The sequence below is a fragment of the Zoogloea sp. genome, from assembly GCF_044344315.1.
GTDB lineage: Bacteria > Pseudomonadota > Gammaproteobacteria > Burkholderiales > Rhodocyclaceae > Zoogloea.
The window spans coordinates 23,563-43,526 of sequence record NZ_JBIJDC010000004.1; the positions used below are offsets into that span (position 1 = coordinate 23,563).

Genomic DNA, 19,964 nt, shown 5'->3' on the forward strand with positions numbered 1-19,964 from the left:
TCCCCGCCGGGCGGGCCGCCGAAAGGGTGGTCCGCCCCAGAATGAAGGAATGCACATGAAGGAAATTCTTGCCGTCATCCGCCCCCAGAAGCTGCCCCGTCTGCGCGAGGTGCTGCGGGCGATTCCGGGCTTTCCGGGCATGACCATCACCAAGGTGGCGGGCTGTGGTGCCACCTCGCGGCATACGCCCCACACCATCAAGGAGGTGCTTACCGATTTCACCGACAAGGTGCGGATCGAGATCATTGCCCCGGACGAGATGGCTGATGCGCTGGTCGAGCAGATCGTCCAGGTGGCCAGTACCGGCCAGACCGGTGATGGGCTGGTGTGGGTCACGGAAATTCAGAGGGCGGTGTTCATCCGCAAGACGGTCGGCTCGGACAGCGTCTGAGCCTGCAGGCTGGCGTCCGGGGCAGAGCGCTCGCCTAGAGCTCGACGCCCAGGGACAGCCAGACCATGCTGGAGGCCGGATTGACCGGCTTGTTCAGATGCACCGGTAGACACTGCTCGGAGCGGTCGGCGATCTCCTGGTGACGCTCGCCCAGATTGATGCCGTTGATAGCCATCTCCACCCGGCGGCCATCCAGTTGAAAGGCTTTGGCGATGCGCAGATCGAGACTGGTGTAGTCCGGCGAGGTGTAATCGCAGCCCGGCACATAGCCGTAGCCGCCGGCCAGGGAGCCCATGCGCAGGATGCTTGCGGTGCTCGTCCAGCCCGCACCATAGTCTTGCAACCAGGTCAGGCTTGCCGAGTAAGGGGCCGTGCGCTTGGCCACTTCCGGTGCGTCGGTGTGACGGTCAATCAGGGTGTGGCTGAACAGGATCTCGGTGCCCGCCCGGGGTTTGGCGCGAAGCTGGTATTCGAGGCCGCGCAGGACCACAGGGGAGTCAAGGTTGACGAACTGCGATGAGGGTAGGGCGCCCAGGGCCAGCGGGCCTATGGGCGAAGGGATGTTCCGGCGGACCACGAAATTGCGGATGCGCTCGTTGAAGATCCGCACGTCGAGGGTGGCATCCATGCTCGGGAAGCGCCCCAGGTAGCCCACTTCGATTGTATCCACCGATGTGGTGCGCAGACCGGGGTTGGGCACGTAGGGCCAGGCGATGGGGGCACTGGTCCGTGGGTCGGTGTTGGGCGCATAGGCGCGCACGTCGCCATGGATGTCGAACATGTTGCGCTGCTGCCAGGCTCTGGCGTAGCCGGCCCGGAAGGTGTCGGTGGTGCTCGCTTGCCAATTCAGAAAGGCCCGCGGGATGAACTGGGCGGCGACATCGCCATTTTTTTCGAGTAGCCCGCCCAGGTTCAGTTGCCAAGCCGGGTTCAGGTGCCAGTCCAGGTTGGAGAACGCCCGGTAGATGCTCACGCTCGGCGGTTTGGCGCCTGCAAAGAGGAAGGGCGCATCGGACTCATCGCGCCGCCCCTCCAGGCCCCACACCAGCCGCGCCTGGGTGTTGAGCGCAAAGCGATGCTGCAATTCAATGTTGGTCCGGTCGCTGCTGCGGTTGCGGTTCAGGGGCACATTGGGGAAGCTGGGAGAGCTGGCCGTCCACCGCTCTATGTTGGATTCGTGGTTGCGGTAGACGCTGACCAACCACTCTTCCTCGTTGTTGAGGGTGCGCCGCCAGGTCAGGTGAATGGTGCTGGCTTCGACTCCGGCGGTGCGCTCCCCGTTGTTGTTGTAGATCGAATCGGGGTAGCCCATGCCGCGTTCAAGGCGGTTGTAGCCGGCGCGCAGGGTGAGTTCGTCCCGGGCGTTGAGGCGATAGTCGCTGCGCAGGCTGAGGGTCTGGCTGACGCGGGAGTCATTCAAGCGCCTGAAGCCGTTGTCGCGGATCCGCGCTGCCGACAGGCGCAGGCCCAGGTTGTCACTGCCGCCGGTCCAGCTGGTGCGGATGTCGGCGATGCCGCGATTGCCGGCGTTGATCTGACCGGAGGCGCTACGCTCCTGATGGCTGTGCCGGGTGATGATGTTGATCACGCCCAGGAAGGCATTGGCGCCGTAAGCATTTGAATTGGTGCCGCGCACGACCTCTATGCGCTCAATCTCGTCGATGGTCAGGGGCAGGGAAGACCAGTCGACGCCGCCGAAAGAGCTGGGCGCGTACACCGAACGGCCGTCTACGAGCACCTGGATTTCGGTGGGAAAGTCGCTGCTCAGGCCGTGGTAGGTAACCCATTGGGAGTGCCCGCGTTCCTGGCCGATCTGCATGCCGGGCACCAGGCGCAGCAGTCGTGCCACATCGCGGTAGCCGGTTGCCTGGATGAAGTGCCGGTCGAGGATGGTGACCGCTCCGGGGGCTTCATTGAGTGCCTGGGGCAGTCGGGAGGCCGACAGAATTGTTGGGAGATCCTCGAAAAAAGGCAATTCGGCGCCATATCCCGCCTGGCTGTCGACAGCGAAAACGGGATGTGCGCATGCAAGGCCCGCAAGTGCGGTGAGCAAGGACCGCAAGGAGAACAGCGAGGGCATCGGACGATTTTTGTTTTGGTGGGGTCGGAGCTTTCCCTGTTTTTTAACCGCGCCCCGGCTCACGAATTATAAAGCTTGCATGCTGATCCGCCTGTGTATTCTTTTGCTATTCCCTTGTGAATTGATGCACTTGAGTGCTGCCCGCCCGGAGGCGGGCAGCACCGGCCTCAGTTGATTCGGATCGGCAGGAAGATCCGGCTGCCGCCCCGCTGGATGAGCAGGGCGAAGCGGTTGCCGGCGGCGTCGAGCAGTTTGCGGAACTGTTCGACGCTGGTGATGGCTTGGTTGTTGATGCCGAGGATGACGTCGCCGTTCTGCAGGCCGGCCTTGGCGGCCGGGCCGCTGGCACCTTCGACGACGATCCCGCCCGGAATGCCGAGGCGGCTTGCCTCCTGTCCGGTCAGGGCGCGGCCGTTCAGGCCCAGCTTGTTGCTGGTGCTGTCGCTCTTGCGTTCAGGGTTGGCGGCGAGGGTTTTCTCTCCGACCTGCTCGCCCAGGGTGACCGTGATCTCGCGGGTCTTGCGATCACGCCAGACCGACAGGCGCACGCTGGTGCCGGGTTTCTGTTCGCCGATGATGCGCGGAAGATCGGCGGAGTTGTCCACCTTTTGGCCATTGACGCCGATGACCACGTCACCGGCCTGCAGCCCACCTTTCTCGGCCGGAGACCCCGCCTCGACGTTGGCAACGAGGGCGCCGCCCGGCTTGTCGAGACCGAAGTTCTGGGCCAGCTCGGCATCGAGCCCCTGGATGGTCACGCCCAGTCGGCCGCGCGAAACCTTGCCGTACTTCTGCAACTGATCCTTCACCCTCATCGCCACGTCGATGGGGATGGCGAAGGAGATACCCATGAAGCCGCCCGAGCGTGAGTAGATCTGGGAGTTGATGCCGACCACTTCACCAGCCAGGTTGAACAGGGGGCCGCCGGAGTTGCCCGGGTTGATGGCCACGTCGGTCTGGAGGAAGGGGACGTAGTTCTCGTCTGGCAGACGGCGGGCCTTGGCGCTGATGATGCCGGCGGTGACGGTGTTCTCGAAGCCGAAGGGCGAGCCCATGGCCACCACCCATTCGCCGACCTTGGTACGTTCGGCGTCGCCGGTCCGGACGAAGGGCAGGCCGCTGGCGTCGATCTTGAGCAGGGCCACATCAGTGCGCTTGTCGGTGCCCACCACCTTGGCCTTGAATTCGCGCTTGTCGGTGAGACGCACGGTAACTTCGCCGGCCCCATCGACCACGTGGGCATTGGTCAGCACATAGCCGTCGGCGCTGACGATGAAGCCCGAGCCAACGCCCTGCTGGATCTGCTCCGGGCTGCGACCGCCGCCTCCGCCACCACCGTTGCCCGGCATGCCGGGCACGGGCACGCCGAAGCGGCGCAGGAAATCGTAGAAGGGGTCGCCGGCGAAGGGGTCTTCCCCGGCCGTGGCGCCACCGCTGCGGGAGACCTTCTGGGTGACGCTGATGTTGACCACCGCCGGCCCTACCTGCTCGACCAGCGCAGAAAAATCGGGCAGCCCGTAGCGGCTGGCCGGTGTGGCGGAGGCGGGTGCAAGCTGGGGCGGGGGGGCAACGCTGGCGGGTGCGCCATTGGCGGCGTGGGACGGCGAGATGGCGCCACCCTCCTGCAGGCAGCCGGAGAGGGCCAGCACAAGGGCTGAAAAGGCGAAGGTGGACCGAACCAGGACAGGTTTCATCGATTGCTCCAGTTGATAGCCTGAAAACTGACGCTCCCGGGGAGGATCGCGTTCCGTGCTTAAACAAGTGCTTACAAAATGGGGGCGCTTTGGCGGAGTGCAAGTCCACGCCGAAGGTGCCCGGTCTGGTGCGCCCTTTGGGCGGCGACGTTGTATAGTTAATCACTATTGCCACCTGGGGTGACCTGATGACGCTTACCGATCTTCGCTATCTTGTCGCTCTGGCCCGCGAGCGTCACTTCGGCCATGCGGCCGAACGTTGCAATGTCAGCCAGCCGACCCTCTCGGTGGCCATCAAGAAGCTTGAGGACGAACTGGCCGTCACCCTCTTTGAACGCAGTGCGGCTGACGTGAAGATCACCGACATCGGGGCGCGCATCGTCGCCCAGGCCGAAAAGGTGCTCCTCGAAGCCGGGCAGATCAAGGAGCTGGCCACGGCGGGGCGAGATCCCCTGTCCGGCCCCCTCAAGCTGGGTGTGATCTACACCATCGGCCCCTACCTGCTGCCGCACCTGATCCCCCGGGTTCATGCCGCGGCCCCATCCATGCCCCTGCTGATCCAGGAAAACTATACCGCGCGGCTGGCTGAGTCGCTCAAGCGGGGCGACCTGGACGTGATCGTGGTGGCCCTGCCTTTCGAGGAGCCTGGCATCGTCACCCAGGCGGTTTATGACGAACCCTTCCGGGTGCTGATGCCTGCCGGGCACGCTTGGGAGGCCGACTCTGCGATCCCGGCCGCCCGCCTCGCCGAGGCGCCGCTGCTGCTGCTCGGGGCCGGCAATTGTTTTCGCGACCAGGTGCTTGAAGTGTGCCCCCTGTGCCGCGGCGGCGAGGGCCTGCAGCGCACCCTGGAAGGCAGCTCCCTGGAGACCATCCGCCACATGGTGGCCACCGGCGCCGGTATCACCGTGCTGCCCAGCTCCGCTGCCGACCCCCTGCCCGGTGGCAATTCCCTGCTCACCGTGCGCCCCTTCGAGGCACCGGAACCCTTCCGGCGCATTGCCCTGGCCTGGCGGGTCACCTATCCCCGCAGCGGGGCCATCGATGTCATCCGGGCGGCCATTCTCGGCAGCCCGCTACAAGGGGTGCGTCCGGTCAGCCGCTGAAGTCGGGCCGCGCGGCGGCTCGAAAGCTGCCGGCCTCGGTGACGATCCAGTCCATGGGCTGGTCGTGGGGCTGGGGGTGGGTGGTTTCGGTCCGGGCCAGTTCGAAGGCCACGCCGATGCACAGCGGCGCCGGATCGAGGGCGGCCAGGGTGCGGTCGAAATAGCCGCCGCCGTAGCCCAACCGGTAGCCCGCCGCGTCGAAGGCGTTGAGGGGCACCAGGATCATGTCCGGCTCTACCCATGCACCGTGCGCCGGCACCGGAATGCCGTGATGATCCGTTGCCATGGCGTCGCCCGGCTGCCAGCGCCGGAAACGCATTGGCTGCGCCGGCCCCGTCACTTCGGGCAAGGCCGCTTGCCGCAGTGGATCGGCGGCCAGCCAACGCCCTGTCCAGGCAACCAGATCCACCTCTCCACGCCACGGCCAGCAAAAAGCCAGGGTCCGGGGCGCCAGCGTTTCCAGCAAAGCGTCCAGGTGGATTTCGATGCGGGCCGAGCGTTCGGCCCGTGCCGTGGCGGGCAGTGTCTCCCGCGCGGCGATGGCCGCCTGGCGCAAGGCTTTTCGCAGTGCAGCAATATCGCGTCCGGCGGGGGAGTTCGGGGTGTTCACTGTGCTATTCTCCGGCGGCATTTTGGCGGGACAAAAATCGATGAAGAATAGCGCGTGGGCCGTACTGGCGGCAGTTTTGTGGATGGCCATGCCGGCTGGTGGCGACCCCGGTGACGAGCGCATCCTGCTGGCCCGGGACGCGGCGCGCAGTGGTGATCGCAACCGCCTTGCCCTCAATGCGCCGGCCACCGGTCACGTGCTCGATCCCTATCCCGAATACTGGGCCCTGTCCAACCAGATCGCCCGCCCATCCGCCGATTTCGATCCGGCCCGCATCCAGGACTTCCTCGAACGCAACAGCGGCAGCTGGCTGGCCGAGAAGGTGCGCGGCGAATGGCTGCGCAGCCTGGGCAAGCGGGGTGAGTGGGGCAGCTTTGCGGCCGAGTTTCCGTACCAGGAGCAGCCGGACCAGGAACTGCGCTGCTATCACTATCAGGCTCGTCTGCAGAACGGCGACGCTGCGGTGCTGGGTGAAGTGCGCCCCCTGTGGTTCAGTTTGGTAGATACCCCGGAAAGCTGCATTCCGGTTCTCCAGACCTTGGTCCGCGAAGCGCTGGTGGCGCCGGACGACCTGTGGGCGCGCATCCGGCGTCTGATGGAGGCCAAGCGCCTTACCGGCGCCCGGGCCGTGGCCAGCTGGCTGCCGGCCGAGCAGGCGCTGGGTCCGTCCGATCTGGACAAGGCCAGCACCAACCCGTCTACCTGGCTCGACCGTCAGCCCGTCAATTTTGCGGCCAGCCGCCAGGGGCGCGAGCTGGCCCTGATCGCCCTGGCCCGCTTGTCCCGCGATGATCCGATGGGCGCGTATATGCGCTATGCCCGGCTCGACGAGCGTTTCAATGCGGCTGAGCGTGGCTACGCCCTAGGCCAGATTGCCTGGCAGGCTGCCACCAAGCTGCTTCCCGAAGCCCATTCCTGGTTCAAGGCGGCTGGCGATACCCCCATGTCTGAAGAGCAGGCCGCCTGGCGCGTTCGCGCTGCGCTGCGTGCCGGCGACTGGCGGGCCGTGAAGTCTGCAGTTGAGGCCATGCCTGCAGCCCAGCGTGATCTGCCCGACTGGACCTACTGGTTCGGCCGGGCACAGCAGGCCCTCGGCAACAAGGAGGCTGCGCGCCAGGCTTTTGAGCGGCTGGCCGGGCACCCGACCTTCTACAGCATTCTTGCGGACGAAGAGCTGGGCCGCAGCTTCAAGCTGCCCGACAAAGCCCGCGCCACCAGCGACGAAGAAGCCGAGCGGGTGCGCCAGACCCAGGGCGTGCAGCGCGCCCTGGCGCTGTTCCGGCTCGACATGCGTACCGAAGGCACGCGGGAATGGAACTGGACCATGCGCAACCGGGATGATCGCTTCCTCCTCGCCGCGGCCCAGTTCGCCCAGCAACTCGGCATCTACGACCGGGCCATCAACGCTGCCGACCGGACCCGCAGCGAGCACGACTACAGCCTGCGCTACCTTGCCCCCTACCGCGAGCGCATCGAGCCCAATGCCCGCAGCCGTGACCTGGACACCGGTTGGGTGTATGGCCTGATGCGTCAGGAGAGCCGTTTTGTCACCTCGGCCCGTTCGGGCGTTGGTGCCCAGGGCCTGATGCAGATCATGCCGACCACGGGGCAATGGATTGCCGGCAAGCTCGGCATGAAGGGCTACAACGTCGGCTGGCTGCGCGATCCCGACACCAATGTGATGTTCGGCACCACCTACATGCGGATGGTCCTCGAAGGCCTCGACAACCATCCGGTGCTGGCCTCTGCCGCCTACAACGCCGGCCCCGGCCGGGCCAAGCGCTGGAAGGACGTGAAGCCGCTGGAAGGGGCTATCTACGCCGAGACCATTCCCTTCGGTGAAACCCGCGACTACGTGAAGAAGGTGATGGCCAATGCCGTCGTCTATGCCCTCCTGCTGGAGGGGCGCTCGGCCTCCCTGAAGAGCCGGCTGGGCACGATTGCCGCCAGCAACGGCGACGTCAGCGGCAGCATGGGCAGCCCGGCGCCGGGGGCCGGCCTCGAATAAGCACCGTCCGGTGGGGAATTCTTTGCTCCGGTTTTGATCTGTCATTATGGAACAACCCAGGAGACCCTTATGACCCCCATTCGCAACGTACTCGTCGTCGGAGGCAGCGGCTTCGTCGGCTCTGCCGTGGCTGAGCGCCTCACGGCCGCCGGCCTCCGCCTTGTCATCCCCACGCGTCGTCGCGAGCGTGCCCGTCACTTGCTGCTCCTGCCCACCGCTGAGGTGGTCGAGGCCGACGTCTTCGATCCGCCCACCCTGGCGAGTCTGATGACCGGCATGGACGCAGTGGTGAGCCTGGTCGGCGTGCTCCATTCGCGCTCCGGCTCGCCCTACGGCCCCGGCTTTGCCCGTGCCCATGTGGAGCTTCCCAAGCGCCTGGTCGCCGCTGCCCGCCAGGCGGGCGTGCAGCGCATCGTGCACGTGAGTGCCCTGGGCGCCAGCGCCGACGCGCCGTCCGAGTACCAGCGCTCCAAGGCCGACGGCGAGGCGGCGATTCGCGCGGCTGCGCCGGATCTCGCCTGGACCATCCTGCGACCCTCCGTGATCTTCGGGCCCGGAGACAGCTTTCTCAACCTGTTTGCCAGCCTGGTCCGGCGTTTTCCGGTGATGCCCCTGGGCGGTGCGGATGCCCGCTTCCAGCCTGTATATGTGGAGGATGTGGCCGACGTGGTGGCTGAAGCCCTGCAGCGCAGCGATGCGGCGGGCCAGACCTTCGACATGGCCGGCCCCACCCAGTACTCCCTTCGGGAGCTGGTCGAGTATGTCGGGGATCTGACCGGCTATCCCCGGCCCGTCATTCCCCTGCCCGAAGGGCTGGCCATGCTCCAGGCGGGCGTGCTCGAAATGCTGCCCGGGCCGCTGATGAGCCGCGACAACGTGCGCTCCATGCGTGCCCCCAACGTTACTTCCGGCCCGCCCCAGCCCTGGGGGCGGGTGCCCACCCCCCTGGAGGCCATCGCCCCCATCTATCTGGGCAAGGCCAACAAGCGTTGTCGTTTTGCCACCTTCCAGCTCCATCGCTCATGAAGATTTACTGTGTCGGTGGCGCCATTCGCGACGAACTCCTCGGGCTCCCGGTGAAGGACCGGGACTGGGTGGTCGTCGGCGCCACGCCGGAAGCCCTGCTGGCCGAGGGCTATCGTCCGGTCGGCAAGGATTTCCCGGTCTTCCTCCATCCCCGCACCCACGAAGAGCATGCCCTGGCCCGCACCGAGCGCAAGACGGCGCCGGGCTATGCCGGTTTCGTCTTCCACACCGATGCGACGGTGACCCTCGAAGAGGACCTGGCCCGGCGTGATCTCACCATCAACGCCATGGCTCGGGGCGACGACGACGTGCTTGTGGACCCCTACGGCGGCCAGGCCGACCTGCAGGCGCGGGTCTTCCGTCATGTCAGCCCGGCCTTTGCCGAGGACCCGGTGCGCATCCTGCGTGTGGCGCGCTTTGCGGCCCGCTTTGCCGACTTTCGCGTGGCGCCCGAAACCCTGCAACTGATGCAGGCCATGGTGGCTGCCGGTGAGGTTGATGCCCTGGTGCCGGAGCGGGTGTGGCAGGAGCTGGCCCGCGGCCTCATGGAAGCCCGGCCTTCGCGCATGATCCAGCTGCTGCGTGACTGCGGCGCCCTGGCGCGCATCCTGCCCGAGCTGGACTGCCTGTTCGGCGTTCCCCAGCCGGCCCGCTACCACCCGGAGGTTGATACGGGCGTGCATCAGCTGCTGGTCATCGACGCGGCCGCCGCGTCCGGGCAGCCCCTCGCGGTGCGCCTGGCCTGCCTGTTCCACGACCTGGGCAAGGGCCTGACCCCGGCGCACATCCTGCCCCACCACTATGGCCATGAGGCGGCCAGCGAGACCCTGGCGCGCCAGGTGTGTGATCGCCTCAAGTGCCCGGCCGACTGTCGCGACCTGGCCGTGATGACGGCCCGTGAGCACGGCATCGTCCATCAGGCCTTGCAGCTGCGCCCCGAAACCACCGTGAAGCTCATCGAGCGCTGCGACGGGCTGCGCCGGCCAGAGCGCTTCGAGGCCATGCTGGCTGCGTGTGCCTGTGATCACCGGGGCCGTGGCGATCCGGCCGGTGGGCGACCTTATCCCCAACAGGCACGTCTCCTGGCCGCCCTGCACGCCGTGCGGGGGGTGGATGCGGGGGCCATCGCCCGGGGCCTCGAGGACAAGTCGCGCATCCCCGCGGCGGTCCATGCGGCCCGTGTTGGGGCAGTCAAGGCGCTGGGGCTTGCGGTGGTGGAAGAGGATACGAAGATTGACACTTTTCCCCTCGGGGAGCGTCAGTAATCCCGCGTCTGGCCAGGGGGGATGGGGCATACAATGCCCGCCACCCATGCACCCGTCCCGCCATTTTCCTGCTCTCGATCTGCTGATCCGGCGCCTTGTGCTGCCGGCGCTGCTGCTTGTCGCGGCATCGCTGGCCCAGGCTGTCCAGCCGATCCCCGGTTTTGCCGAAGTCCGGGCCGGGGCGCGGCCGTCGGTGGCCGTGCTGCTCGCCCGGGATGGCACGCCCCTGGCCGAGCGGCGCCTCGACATGGGGGTGCGGCGGCTCGAATGGGTCAGCCTTAACAGCCTCTCGCCCGCCCTCAAGGAGGCTCTGCTGGCGGCCGAGGACAAGCGCTTCTTCGAACACTCGGGGGTGGACTGGCGGGCCTTTGCCGGCTCCCTGTGGCACAACCTGTGGTACGACCGCAAGCGCGGAGCGTCCACCCTGTCCATGCAGCTCGCCGGGCTGCTCGATCCGGAGCTGGCCCTGGGGCGTAATGGCGCGCCGCGGCGCTCCTTCGGCCAAAAATGGGACCAGGCCCTGGCCGCCCAGGCGCTGGAGGCCCGCTGGACCAAGGAGCAGATCCTCGAGGCCTATCTCAACCTGGCGCCCTTCCGGGGGGACCTGCAGGGCGTCCATGCGGCGTCCCGGGCATTTTTCGGCAAGGGGCCGGGAGAGCTTGGCCGGCCGGAAGCGCTGGTTCTGGCGGTGCTGCTGCGTGGCCCCAATGCCCGGGCCGAAGTCGTCTCCCACCGTGCCTGTGTGCTGGCTGAACGGATCAACGCGCCAGGCGCCTGCGCCCTGGCCCAGCGCCTCATCAATGCCAGCCTCGACCGCCAGAACACCGGCCCGCGCTGGGATCTGGCGCCCCACGCGGCGCGTCTGCTGCTGCAGCACCCGGGCGAGCGGCTGATCAGCACCCTTGATCCGGAGGCCCAGCGTGTTCTTCTCGGCGCCTTGCGGCGCACGGGCCTGGGTGAGGCTGCCGGGGTGGTGGTGGACAATGCGACCGGCGACATACTGGCCTATGTGGGCGGTGTCGAGGCGGCCCAGCCCGACGTGATTGCCGTGCCACGCAACGTCGGCAACCTGCTGCAACCCTTTGCCTACGGGCTGGCGCTGGAGCGGCGACTGCTCACCGCGGCCAGCCTGATCGAAGAGCCTCTTTCCAATCATGCGCCGACCCTGCCCGACGAGCGTATGTGGGTGAGTGTTCGCCAGGCCCTGGCTGGCGGTATGGCTGATCCGGCTCAGACGGTCGGCAGGGTGTTGGGAGAAAGCCTGGCCGAACGGCTGCGGCAGGTCGAGGTGGAGTTGTCGCGCGGCAATACCCTCGAGCTCGGCCTCGTCCAGCTGGCCGGCTTGTATCGCAGTCTGCCCGCCGGCGGGCAGTGGGTGGCTCCGCGCCTGCTGCCTGCGTCCGAACGCCAGCCCCGGCGCATGCTGCGGCCCGAGGCGGCATTCATCGTCAGCGAGATCCTGGTGGATACCGAGTTGGAGGGGGGCACCCTGCCGGTGGTCTATCGCCAGTACGCGGCAGACGGGCGGGATGCGCTTGGGGCGGGCTATTCGGATCGTTTCACGGTGGTCCTGTGGACATCGGGGCGGGGCATCCCGGCGCTGGCCAGTCAGGCCTGGCAGGACGTCCTGCGGGGGCTGCATCGCCAGCAGGCGGCCCATCGCCTGGTGCCGCCACCGGGGGTGGTGTCGGCCCTGGTGGTCTTCGAGCCACCCATTGAAAGCCCGCGCCGGGAGTGGTTCATCCGCGGAACCGAGATGGAGCGGGTCGGGTTGCCGCGCAGCCTGCCGCGGATTACCTACCCTGCCGATGGTCTCCTGGTAGATGCGATGGCGCTGGCCGACGATCCGTCCTTCCGGGTGAGCTTTGACGCTACCCATGCGCCGGCCGGTGCATGGTGGCGGCTCAACGGCGAGAAGCTGAACGGCAGCAACGGACTGCGCCTGGCCTGGCGGCCGGTGGCTGGCCGGCATGTGCTGGAGCTGGTGTCGGCCGAGGGCCAGATCCTCGACAGCGTGATCTTTGCGGTGCGGGCCCCGCTGGACTGAGCCCTATAGCCAGCGGATGACCAGGAAGACCAGCAGCGACATGAGCAGCGTGCTGGTGAGCGGGATGTGGATGTGGCGACCGAACAGGTCGAAGTGCAGATCACCCGGGAGATGGCCAATGCGCCAGCGTCGCAGCGCCAGGCCGGAGCCCAGGCCCGACACTACCGCCAGTACCACGATTGCCAGCAACCACTTGAGCATTGCCCTTGATCCGTTCGCTTCGAAAGCGCGATTTAACCGCGGATTGGGACGGGCCGGCAGGTTTTCTGCTTTCCCACTTGGGTGGCGTGCTGTAAGTTGTGTCCCCACAACAATAGCAATCCAGAACAGCTCATGACCTTGATTTCTCTCCCCGCGTCCCTGCGCCCCTGTCTGCGGGGCATCCCGGCATGAATCGCGCCCGTTTCGGTGACCTGGAGGTCCTGTGCCGCAGCCCGGAAGGCGAAGCCCATGAGACCCCGCTGCTCTTCGTCCATGGTGCCTACACGGCGGCGTGGTGTTGGGACGAGTTCTTTCTGCGCCATTTCGCGGCACAGGGCTATGCGGCTTACGCCGTCTCCCTGTCCGGGCACGGCGGCAGCCGTGGGCGGGCCTATCTCGACAGCTTTTCCATCGCCGACTACGTGGATGACGTCGCCGAGGTGGTGGACAAGCTGTCCGTGCCCCCGGTGCTGATCGGCCACTCCATGGGCGGCATGGTGCTCCAGAAGTATCTGGAGAAGCGTTCTGCGCCAGCCGTGGTGCTGATGTCGTCGGTGCCGCCCCAGGGGCTGCTCGGTTCTGCGTTCGGGCTGGCTTTTTCCAAGCCCAACCTGATGGGTGACCTGAACCGCATCATGGGTGGCGGCCAGCCCCAGATGGAAACCCTGCGCCATGCCATGTTCCACGAGGTGGTCGAGCTGGAGCGCCTGCAGCGCTACTACCATTTGTGCCAGCCCGAGTCCCATCGGGCAATCTGGGACATGTCCCTGTTCGACCTGCCCTTCGTGTCGCGCATGCAGTTGCCGCCCATGCTGGTCCTCGGGGCCGAGCACGACGTGCTGATCCCGCCCGATCAGGTGCGCATGACCGCCCGCCGCTATGGGGTGGAGGCAAGGATTCTGCCCGGTCTTGGGCACGGCATGATGATGGAGAGCGACTGGCGGGTAGCAGCCGACCCGATCATTGAGTGGCTGAAAAGTCAGGATTTGTAATCGGGCGGCAAAAAACGGCAGGTTGTGAACTTCGTCATTGCGACGGATCTGTCGGCAGCCCATCCTAGCGCCATGCACACGGACGATGTCTTGATGGGGACGCTTCCTTGTCCCCCGGCATCACGCCGGAGTCCCTTCAACCTTTGGACGCTGCAGCCGTTAAGAAAATCAGCGGGGACTGATCCCTTCCCCCCGCAACGGAGGCCGAAATGGTGATCTGCATGGATATGGAAAGTGGTGCCTGCACCCCCCTGGACCTGGATGGTGAGTCCGGCCTGGCCTACAGCGAAGAAGTGCTGAACGCCAATCTGTTGCCCCTCGAACTTGCCCTTGGCCTGCAGGAGATCCCGGTGTCGTCTCCCGAGCGACACTTTGTTCCCACTGACGTGGATGCCTTCCTGAACGCGGTCTACCGCTTCCAGGAATAAGCCTCCCGACGCCCGCAGGGTGGAGGATGCGCCGGCCCTTGAGCCGGCGTTTCCTTGTCAGGCGGGTCCGCGCATAGTTACAGTGTGTGCAGCCGGTCGCCGCGCCGGAAACCGATCAGCGGCTGCACGATGCCCTTGCCCAGGGCGATTACCTTGAACAGTTCGCCCATCTCATGGGGCCCCGTCAGGCGTTGCACGGCCTTGGCAGCGCGGATGTAATCCGTGCTCTCCTCCGGCGCCCGCCGCGCCAGACACTCCAGAATTCCGCAATTGAACAGCAGGTTGGCCTGGTCCGCGTAGCCCAGCACGTCCAGCCCCGCCTCGAAGCCGGCCTCCGCGGCCGCGGTGAAATCCACGAAGGCGGTGATGTCGTTGAGCCCCGGCCACAGGAAGGGGTCGGCGTGGGCATGGTGCCGGAAATAGCACAACAGGGTGCCGGTGCTGCGGCTGGCCAGGTAGTACTCGGCCCGCGGGTAGCCGTAGTCCACCAGAAGCAGGGCGCCCTGCTCCAGGCGGGCCGCCCATTCGCCAATCCACGCCCGTCCGGCCAGATTCAGCTCGCTCACGTATTCGCCCTCGTCCGGCAGGGGCAGGCCGAGGGCCTCGGCGGCCGCGGCCACCCGGCCGGTCGCAGGCTGGTCGGCCCACACGAAGCGAGCTTCGGCATCCAGGGCCACACCTCGCTCGAAAATCCCCTCCGGCCGCCAGGCAATCAGATGCACCGGCATCACATCCAGGACTTCGTTGGCCACCATGGCACCCGAGAAGCGCTCGGGCAGCCCGTCCAGCCAGCTGACCCGGCCGGCCAGATGGGGAACCTTGCTGGTGAGGGTGTCGAACTGGCGTTCACGCAGTTCGGCAGACACTTCGAGAATGCCATAGCTTTCCGGCAGGGCGCCGCGATGCTCCAACTCCAGCAGCAGGTCGGCGGCGAGCAGGCCGGTGCCTGCACCGGCTTCGATCACGTGGGGGGCCGACAGGTCCATGATCTGCTGGACCTGGGTGGCCAGGGCCTGCCCGAACAGGGGCGTGAGCTCGGGTGCGGTGATGAAATCGCCCCCCGCACCGAACTTGCGGGCGCCGCCGCTGTAGTAGCCCAGCCCGGGCGCGTACAGGGCTTCGGCCATGTAGGTGGCGAAGGAGATCCAGCCGCCCTCGGCGTCGATCAGGGCGCGCAGGCGGGTCAGTAGGCGCCCGCTCTGTTCGAGGGCGTCCGGGGAAGGCTGGGGAAGGTTCATGGAGAGGGCGCCGAAGACAAAGCCGGCATTCTACCTGCCCCGGCCGGTGCCCCGGCAGGGCTGAGGCACCGTATCATTACCATCCCCGCAGTCGATTTCCTCCTGGGACAAATGAACACACACTCCATTGCACCCGTCGTGCTGGTGACCGGCGGTGCCCGCCGCGTCGGTGCGGAGATCGCCCGACACCTGCATGACGCCGGTGCCCGGGTGGCCCTGCATTACCGCAGCTCCTCTGCCGATGCCGAGGCGCTGGCCGCGCGCTTCAATGCCGAGCGGCCTGATTCCGCCCTCGTGCTGCAGGCCGATCTGCTTGATACAAAGGCCCTGCCCGGATTGGTGTCGGCCGTGCTTGAACGTTTCGGGCGGCTGGACGGGCTGGTGAACAACGCCTCCAGCTTCTTCCCCACCGCCCTCGGCGAGATCGACGAAACGGCCTGGGCCGATCTGATCGGCTCCAACCTCAAGGCGCCCCTGTTCCTGTCCCAGGCGGCGGCGCCTCATTTGAAGGCCAGCGGCGGCGCCATCATCAACATCGTGGATATCCACGCCGAGCGTCCGCTCAAGGGCTACCCCCTCTATTCGGCGGCCAAGGCCGGCCTGCTCGGCCTGACCCGTGCCCTGGCCCTTGAGCTGGCGCCGCAGGTGCGTGTCAACGGGGTGGCGCCGGGCGCCATAGAATGGCCCGATGATGGGCAGTTTCCTCCTGCCGAGCGGGAGGCCATCGTCCGCCACACCCTGTTGGGCCGGACCGGCGCGCCGTCAGACATCGCCCGGACCGTGGCCTTCCTGCTCTTTGATGCCCCCTACATCACCGGGCAGATCATTGCCGTCGATGGTGGGCGCAGTGCCCATCTGTAGTTTGTTTTACACTTCAAGCCGGCCGCGCGGATATTCGGTCGGACTATAATCATCTGAACTGGATTGACATGGAACACGTAGTGGCAGCCCCCGCTTTTTCACCCGCCGACCCCGCCCCGGAGAAGGAGTCCCGTTTCTCGAACACCATCCTGCGCCTCAAGAAACACCTCGAGCGCAAGGTTGGCGAGGCGATCGGTGATTACGGCATGATTGCCGACGGTGACGTGGTCATGGTGTGCGTGTCGGGGGGCAAGGATTCCTTCACCCTGCTGTCCATCCTGCTGGCCCTGCGCGAACGGGCGCCGATCGATTTCCGCATCGTGGCCATGAACCTGGACCAGAAACAACCAGGCTTCCCCGACCACGTCCTGCCTGCTTACTTCGAGTCCATCGGGGTCGAGTACCGCATCGTCACCGAGAACACCTACAAGATCGTCAAGGACAAGATCCCTGAGGGCAAGACCACCTGCTCCCTGTGCTCGCGCTTGCGCCGGGGCATCATCTACCGCACCGCGAAGGAGCTCGGGGCCACCAAGATCGCCCTCGGCCATCACCGTGATGACATGATCGAGACCCTGTTTCTCAACATGTTCTTCGGCGGCAAGATGAAGTCCATGCCGCCCAAGCTGGTCAGTGACGATCGCCAGCATGTCGTTATCCGTCCGCTGGCCTATTGTTCCGAGAAGGACATCGAGCGCTTTGCCCGGGGCATGGAATATCCGATCATCCCGTGCAACCTCTGTGGCAGCCAGGAGAACGCCCAGCGCAAGCAGATCAAGGCTATGCTTCGTGATTGGGATGCCCGTTTTCCGGGCCGTATCGTGTCCATCTCCACAGCCTTGAAGAATGTGGTGCCATCCCATCTGGCCGACAATGCCTTGTTTGATTTTCAGGGGGTGTCCTGCGATACAGAGGTTGAGCAGGGAGATGTAGTCTTCGACAATCCCGACATGCCCGAAGCTCCGACCGGGTCTGCCGCGATTCCCATCGAGGTATGGAGAAACTAGTGTCGGAGCCCTTTGCGCCTGACCTGTGCCGGGCCTTCCCCGGGGATGCCGGCGCAGTGCCGGGCGAGCCGTCAATTACCGTCGTCGGAGTCTGTGAGAATGATTGAGCGTTCCTCCGCAGCCTGCCTGCTGTATGCCGATGTGGCCGGCGGTGCACGCCTTGCCGTCAAACTCGGCGAAGCTGAGGCCGGCTATGCGGTCGAGCGCTGCCTGAACCGGATGTCCCGATGTGCGGAGGCTTATTCCGCCAGCGGCCTTGAGTTGCACCCGGACGGTTTGCTGGCACGTTTTCCGGAGGCTGATTCAGCTCTGCTCGCCGCCCGGGAGATGCGTGAGCGGGTGCGGGCACTGCCGCCCATGAGCGGCATCAAGCTCGTCTTGCGGGCCGGAGTGGTGCTCGAGGCCGAGGCAGAAAAGGCCGACGAGAAGGCCGAAGTGATGGCCGTCAGGCTGGTTACCAGTCATAACCCGGACACCATATCGGTATCCGAGAGCTTCAGTGAGGCCCTGTCTCCGTCCATGCGCCGCATGCTCAGCCGCATGGAAGAAAACAGCGGGGTTCCGTTTCCGACACTTGAACTGGGCGATCTCCCGCCGCCGACCCCGGCAGAGTTGCGCCACGAGGCGGCACAGGCCCTCAAACAGCTCCGGGTGAGCTTCCGCGGGCAGAACTGGGTCATAGACGCAGCCCATCCGACGCTGCTCTTCGGGCGCGAAACCGGCAACGACATTGTCGTGGCCGATCCGCGGGTGTCCCGGCAGCACGCCCGCATTGAGTTACGTAGCGGTCTGTTCTATCTGGCCGACTCCAGCACCAATGGCACCTATCTGCTCGAAGAGGGCAATTCGGAGCACTGCATCAAGCGCGACGAGTTCATCCTGGGCGAGAAAGGGCATATCGGCTGCGGTTTTTCACCGGCCGAGAACATGTCCGACGCCGTGGCCTTCGCCATCGACTGACAAGGTGCGCGGCGCGCAGGGCTGAAATGCAGAAGGGCCGCAAATGCGGCCCTTCGTGCTGATGGGGAGGGCGAATCAGTTCGCCTTCAGGCAGTCGCTCATGAACTTCTTGCGATCATCGCCCTTCAGTGCCTTCTCGCCGGCATCCTTGTTACAGGACTTCATCTTGTCCTGCTGGGTGGTCTTGGCCGGCTTGGCGGACAGACACTCCTTCATGAACGCCTTGCGCTCGTCGCCCTTCAACTCCTTTTCACCGGCGGAGGCATTGCACTCCTTCATCTTGTTCTGCTGGGTGCCGGCCGCGAGGGCAGCGGGCGCCAGGCTGGCGGCGAAAAGGGAAACGGCGACGCTCAGGATCATTTTCTTCATCAGGCCACTCCTCGTAGGAAGGATTATCAGGAACTGCGACACCATCATAAACGGAGCATGTGCCATGGCGTTGACGGCCCACGGCGCGGGGGCGTGATTACGCCTCCTGGGTCACATTTTTTTGCAGCTTTGTGTGTCCAGGCTTCAGATGCTGTTCTCTTCCATGGCCCGGCGCTGGCGATCCACGAACTCCTGGGTGGAGTCAATGCCACGCAAGAGCAGGATGGTGGAGCGTACGGCCGCCTCGAGTAGCACCGCGAGGTTGCGGCCGGCCGCAACCGGCAGGATCACCCGTCGCACGGGGATGCCCAGGATCAGCTGTTCCTCCGTATCGTGGCTGAGGCGGAGAGGGTCTTCCTGACCGGGCTGGCGGCGCTGCAGATGAACCACGAGCTTGAGCTTCATCTTCCGGCGACATGCCGTTTCGCCGAAGATCGTGCGGATGTTGAGGATGCCCAGGCCGCGAACCTCGATCACGTCCTGAAGCAGCTCCGGGCAGCGGCCTTCCAGGACGTTTGGGGCGATGCGCGAAAACTCGACGATGTCGTCGGCCACCAGGCCATGGCCCCGGGAGATCAGTTCGAGGGCAAGTTCGGACTTGCCGGCACCCGAGTCCCCGGTTATGAACACACCCAGGCCCAGCACGTCCATCAGCACCCCGTGCAGGGCCACGCGCTCTGCGAGCTTGCGCGACAGATAGCTGCGCAGGTGGTCGATGACGTTGGCCGCCGGCAGGGGGCTGGCGAACAGCGCCACGTCTTCGTTGGCGCACAGCGTGCGGATGATGCTGGGGATGTCTTCGTCGTCGGCGACGATGAGGGCCGGGGGTGCGTAGGAGAGGATCTCCCGCACGTGGTGGATGACCTTCTCCCGGGTCTGGCGCCGGGCCCAGGCGATCTCGGAGGCGCCGAGAATCTGCAGGCGGTCGGGATGGATCAGGTTCAGGTGGCCGACCATGTCGGCCGGCCAGATGCGGTCTTCAGAGACCGAAATGCGGGTGGCGAGGCTGCCGCAGATGTGCCGCAGCCTCAGGCGTTCAAGGTTGTCGTCAAACAGCCGCGCTACTGTCGTCTGGCGCATCGCTTCCCCACTGGGCGAAGAGGGCATGGGCGGCCAGGGCGTCCGGGGCGCTCAGGAGCTGCTCGCGGAAGGCGCGGTCGCTGAACATCTGGGCCAGCTCGGACAGCAGTTGCAGGTGGTGTTCGTTGGCCTGTTCCGGCACCAGCAGCACGAACAGCAGGGAAACCGGGCGTCCGTCGGGTGCGTCGAAGGGAACCGGCTCGGCCAGGCGGATGAAGGCGCCAAGGGCGTCCTTGAGGCCCTTGATGCGGCCGTGGGGAATGGCAATGCCTTGTCCCAGCCCGGTGGAGCCAAGCTTCTCCCGGGCAAACAGGCTGTCGAAGACGGTGCTTCGGCCGATTCCGTGGTTATTCTCGAACAGCAGGCCCGCTTGCTCGAAAGCGCGCTTCTTGCTGCTCGCCTCGAGTCCGACGACCACGTTGGCCGGCGGCAGTAATTTGGCGATGAGATTCATGCTTGGACTCTCCTGCATGCGGCAAGGACCGACACAGGTTTCCGATGAAGGGCGATTCAGGGGGATCCGGAGGCTTGAGCCGCCGGGGCCGTTGTGTCAACTGGGGCGCATTATAGCCACAACGGTCCCGGGGAAAACGGGATTACT

At 65.9% G+C, this 19,964-nt stretch carries 19 protein-coding genes; 11 read left to right on the forward strand and 8 right to left on the reverse strand.

Translation table 11 applies throughout. The features are described 5' to 3' along the window. Positions 1–55 precede the first annotated feature (55 nt). The gene (locus tag ACIQ09_RS01650) at positions 56–391 is read left to right on the forward strand and encodes a P-II family nitrogen regulator (protein ID WP_398305124.1); all 336 of its coding nucleotides are present in this window, start codon (positions 56–58) and stop codon (positions 389–391) included. Between the two features lie 34 nt (positions 392–425). On the opposite strand, the gene ACIQ09_RS01655 is transcribed toward ACIQ09_RS01650, so the two are convergent. Then, positions 426–2,366 (reverse strand): TonB-dependent receptor plug domain-containing protein, encoded by a 1,941-nt coding sequence (locus tag ACIQ09_RS01655; protein ID WP_398305127.1) that lies wholly within the window; start codon positions 2,364–2,366, stop codon positions 426–428. 272 nt (positions 2,367–2,638) lie between these two features. Further along, positions 2,639–4,165, reverse strand: a complete 1,527-nt coding sequence (locus ACIQ09_RS01660; RefSeq protein ID WP_398305130.1) for a DegQ family serine endoprotease — start codon at positions 4,163–4,165, stop codon at positions 2,639–2,641. A gap of 188 nt (positions 4,166–4,353) precedes the next feature. Here ACIQ09_RS01660 and ACIQ09_RS01665 point away from each other — a divergent pair, with 188 nt between their 5' ends. Further along, positions 4,354–5,271: a hydrogen peroxide-inducible genes activator gene (locus ACIQ09_RS01665; protein ID WP_398305133.1), complete on the forward strand. Its 918-nt coding sequence runs from the start codon at positions 4,354–4,356 to the stop codon at positions 5,269–5,271. On the opposite strand, the gene ACIQ09_RS01670 is transcribed toward ACIQ09_RS01665, so the two are convergent. Next, the gene (locus ACIQ09_RS01670) at positions 5,261–5,881 is read right to left on the reverse strand and encodes a 5-formyltetrahydrofolate cyclo-ligase (protein WP_398305136.1); all 621 of its coding nucleotides are present in this window, start codon (positions 5,879–5,881) and stop codon (positions 5,261–5,263) included. The two genes, ACIQ09_RS01665 and ACIQ09_RS01670, sit on opposite strands and share 11 nt — an antisense overlap. Positions 5,882–5,921: 40 nt before the next feature. Between ACIQ09_RS01670 and ACIQ09_RS01675 the strand changes: the two genes are divergently transcribed. The 4 genes from ACIQ09_RS01675 (at position 5,922) to ACIQ09_RS01690 (ending at position 12,227) form a co-directional block, all read left to right on the forward strand. Then, positions 5,922–7,889 (forward strand): transglycosylase SLT domain-containing protein, encoded by a 1,968-nt coding sequence (locus ACIQ09_RS01675; protein WP_398305139.1) that lies wholly within the window; start codon positions 5,922–5,924, stop codon positions 7,887–7,889. A 69-nt stretch (positions 7,890–7,958) separates the two neighbouring features. Next, positions 7,959–8,915 carry a complex I NDUFA9 subunit family protein gene (locus ACIQ09_RS01680; RefSeq protein WP_398305142.1) on the forward strand — a complete coding sequence of 319 codons (957 nt, stop codon included), beginning with the start codon at positions 7,959–7,961 and terminating at the stop codon, positions 8,913–8,915. Further along, a complete protein-coding gene (locus tag ACIQ09_RS01685) occupies positions 8,912–10,180 on the forward strand; it encodes a multifunctional CCA addition/repair protein (protein WP_398305145.1) in 1,269 nt (422 codons plus the stop codon). The genes ACIQ09_RS01680 and ACIQ09_RS01685 overlap by 4 nt, the downstream gene beginning before the upstream one ends. 46 nt (positions 10,181–10,226) lie before the next feature. Further along, positions 10,227–12,227 (forward strand): transglycosylase domain-containing protein, encoded by a 2,001-nt coding sequence (locus ACIQ09_RS01690; protein ID WP_398305148.1) that lies wholly within the window; start codon positions 10,227–10,229, stop codon positions 12,225–12,227. Between the two features lie 3 nt (positions 12,228–12,230). On the opposite strand, the gene ACIQ09_RS01695 is transcribed toward ACIQ09_RS01690, so the two are convergent. Next, positions 12,231–12,428: a DUF2905 family protein gene (locus ACIQ09_RS01695; RefSeq protein WP_398305151.1), complete on the reverse strand. Its 198-nt coding sequence runs from the start codon at positions 12,426–12,428 to the stop codon at positions 12,231–12,233. Positions 12,429–12,616: 188 nt separating this feature from the next. Here ACIQ09_RS01695 and ACIQ09_RS01700 point away from each other — a divergent pair, with 188 nt between their 5' ends. Then, positions 12,617–13,420 (forward strand): alpha/beta hydrolase, encoded by an 804-nt coding sequence (locus ACIQ09_RS01700; RefSeq protein WP_398305154.1) that lies wholly within the window; start codon positions 12,617–12,619, stop codon positions 13,418–13,420. Positions 13,421–13,641: 221 nt separating this feature from the next. After that, positions 13,642–13,848, forward strand: a complete 207-nt coding sequence (locus ACIQ09_RS01705; RefSeq protein ID WP_398305157.1) for a hypothetical protein — start codon at positions 13,642–13,644, stop codon at positions 13,846–13,848. A 77-nt stretch (positions 13,849–13,925) separates the two neighbouring features. Here the strand turns inward: ACIQ09_RS01705 and ACIQ09_RS01710 are convergent, their stop codons facing one another. Then, on the reverse strand, positions 13,926–15,086 hold the full coding sequence (locus ACIQ09_RS01710) for a class I SAM-dependent methyltransferase (protein WP_398305160.1): 1,161 nt from the start codon (positions 15,084–15,086) through the stop codon (positions 13,926–13,928). A 111-nt stretch (positions 15,087–15,197) separates the two neighbouring features. Between ACIQ09_RS01710 and ACIQ09_RS01715 the strand changes: the two genes are divergently transcribed. The 3 genes from ACIQ09_RS01715 (at position 15,198) to ACIQ09_RS01725 (ending at position 17,914) form a co-directional block, all read left to right on the forward strand. Continuing rightward, positions 15,198–15,947 carry a pteridine reductase gene (locus ACIQ09_RS01715; protein ID WP_398305163.1) on the forward strand — a complete coding sequence of 250 codons (750 nt, stop codon included), beginning with the start codon at positions 15,198–15,200 and terminating at the stop codon, positions 15,945–15,947. A gap of 68 nt (positions 15,948–16,015) precedes the next feature. Beyond that, positions 16,016–16,954 (forward strand): tRNA 2-thiocytidine(32) synthetase TtcA, encoded by a 939-nt coding sequence (gene ttcA, locus ACIQ09_RS01720; protein ID WP_398305166.1) that lies wholly within the window; start codon positions 16,016–16,018, stop codon positions 16,952–16,954. A gap of 99 nt (positions 16,955–17,053) precedes the next feature. Then, on the forward strand, positions 17,054–17,914 hold the full coding sequence (locus tag ACIQ09_RS01725; protein WP_398305169.1) for an FHA domain-containing protein: 861 nt from the start codon (positions 17,054–17,056) through the stop codon (positions 17,912–17,914). 75 nt (positions 17,915–17,989) lie between these two features. Here the strand turns inward: ACIQ09_RS01725 and ACIQ09_RS01730 are convergent, their stop codons facing one another. The 3 genes from ACIQ09_RS01730 to ptsN all read right to left on the reverse strand — a co-directional run bounded on the left by ACIQ09_RS01730 (position 17,990) and on the right by ptsN (position 19,817). Next, complete coding sequence (locus tag ACIQ09_RS01730) at positions 17,990–18,283, reverse strand: PsiF family protein (protein ID WP_398305172.1); 294 nt, start codon at positions 18,281–18,283, stop codon at positions 17,990–17,992. A 144-nt stretch (positions 18,284–18,427) separates the two neighbouring features. Next, complete coding sequence (gene hprK / locus ACIQ09_RS01735) at positions 18,428–19,363, reverse strand: HPr(Ser) kinase/phosphatase (RefSeq protein WP_398305175.1); 936 nt, start codon at positions 19,361–19,363, stop codon at positions 18,428–18,430. Continuing rightward, positions 19,332–19,817: a PTS IIA-like nitrogen regulatory protein PtsN gene (ptsN, locus tag ACIQ09_RS01740; protein ID WP_398305178.1), complete on the reverse strand. Its 486-nt coding sequence runs from the start codon at positions 19,815–19,817 to the stop codon at positions 19,332–19,334. The genes hprK and ptsN overlap by 32 nt, the downstream gene beginning before the upstream one ends. Between the last annotated feature and the right edge of the window lie 147 nt (positions 19,818–19,964).

Excerpts from the sequence above, each read along its gene's own strand:
- ACIQ09_RS01650 (WP_398305124.1), top strand. The coding sequence starts at position 56 with ATGAAGGAAATTCTTGCCGTCATCCGCCCCCAGAAGCTGCCCCGTCTG.
- ACIQ09_RS01660 (WP_398305130.1), bottom strand. The coding sequence starts at position 4,165 with ATGAAACCTGTCCTGGTTCGGTCCACCTTCGCCTTTTCAGCCCTTGTG.
- ACIQ09_RS01665 (WP_398305133.1), top strand. The coding sequence starts at position 4,354 with ATGACGCTTACCGATCTTCGCTATCTTGTCGCTCTGGCCCGCGAGCGT.
- ACIQ09_RS01675 (WP_398305139.1), top strand. The coding sequence starts at position 5,922 with ATGAAGAATAGCGCGTGGGCCGTACTGGCGGCAGTTTTGTGGATGGCC.
- ACIQ09_RS01680 (WP_398305142.1), top strand. The coding sequence starts at position 7,959 with ATGACCCCCATTCGCAACGTACTCGTCGTCGGAGGCAGCGGCTTCGTC.
- ACIQ09_RS01685 (WP_398305145.1), top strand. The coding sequence starts at position 8,912 with ATGAAGATTTACTGTGTCGGTGGCGCCATTCGCGACGAACTCCTCGGG.
- ACIQ09_RS01690 (WP_398305148.1), top strand. The coding sequence starts at position 10,227 with ATGCACCCGTCCCGCCATTTTCCTGCTCTCGATCTGCTGATCCGGCGC.
- ACIQ09_RS01695 (WP_398305151.1), bottom strand. The coding sequence starts at position 12,428 with ATGCTCAAGTGGTTGCTGGCAATCGTGGTACTGGCGGTAGTGTCGGGC.
- ACIQ09_RS01700 (WP_398305154.1), top strand. The coding sequence starts at position 12,617 with ATGAATCGCGCCCGTTTCGGTGACCTGGAGGTCCTGTGCCGCAGCCCG.
- ACIQ09_RS01705 (WP_398305157.1), top strand. The coding sequence starts at position 13,642 with ATGGATATGGAAAGTGGTGCCTGCACCCCCCTGGACCTGGATGGTGAG.
- ACIQ09_RS01710 (WP_398305160.1), bottom strand. The coding sequence starts at position 15,086 with ATGAACCTTCCCCAGCCTTCCCCGGACGCCCTCGAACAGAGCGGGCGC.
- ACIQ09_RS01715 (WP_398305163.1), top strand. The coding sequence starts at position 15,198 with ATGAACACACACTCCATTGCACCCGTCGTGCTGGTGACCGGCGGTGCC.
- ttcA (WP_398305166.1), top strand. The coding sequence starts at position 16,016 with ATGGAACACGTAGTGGCAGCCCCCGCTTTTTCACCCGCCGACCCCGCC.
- ACIQ09_RS01725 (WP_398305169.1), top strand. The coding sequence starts at position 17,054 with ATGATTGAGCGTTCCTCCGCAGCCTGCCTGCTGTATGCCGATGTGGCC.
- ACIQ09_RS01730 (WP_398305172.1), bottom strand. The coding sequence starts at position 18,283 with ATGAAGAAAATGATCCTGAGCGTCGCCGTTTCCCTTTTCGCCGCCAGC.
- hprK (WP_398305175.1), bottom strand. The coding sequence starts at position 19,363 with ATGCGCCAGACGACAGTAGCGCGGCTGTTTGACGACAACCTTGAACGC.
- ptsN (WP_398305178.1), bottom strand. The coding sequence starts at position 19,817 with ATGAATCTCATCGCCAAATTACTGCCGCCGGCCAACGTGGTCGTCGGA.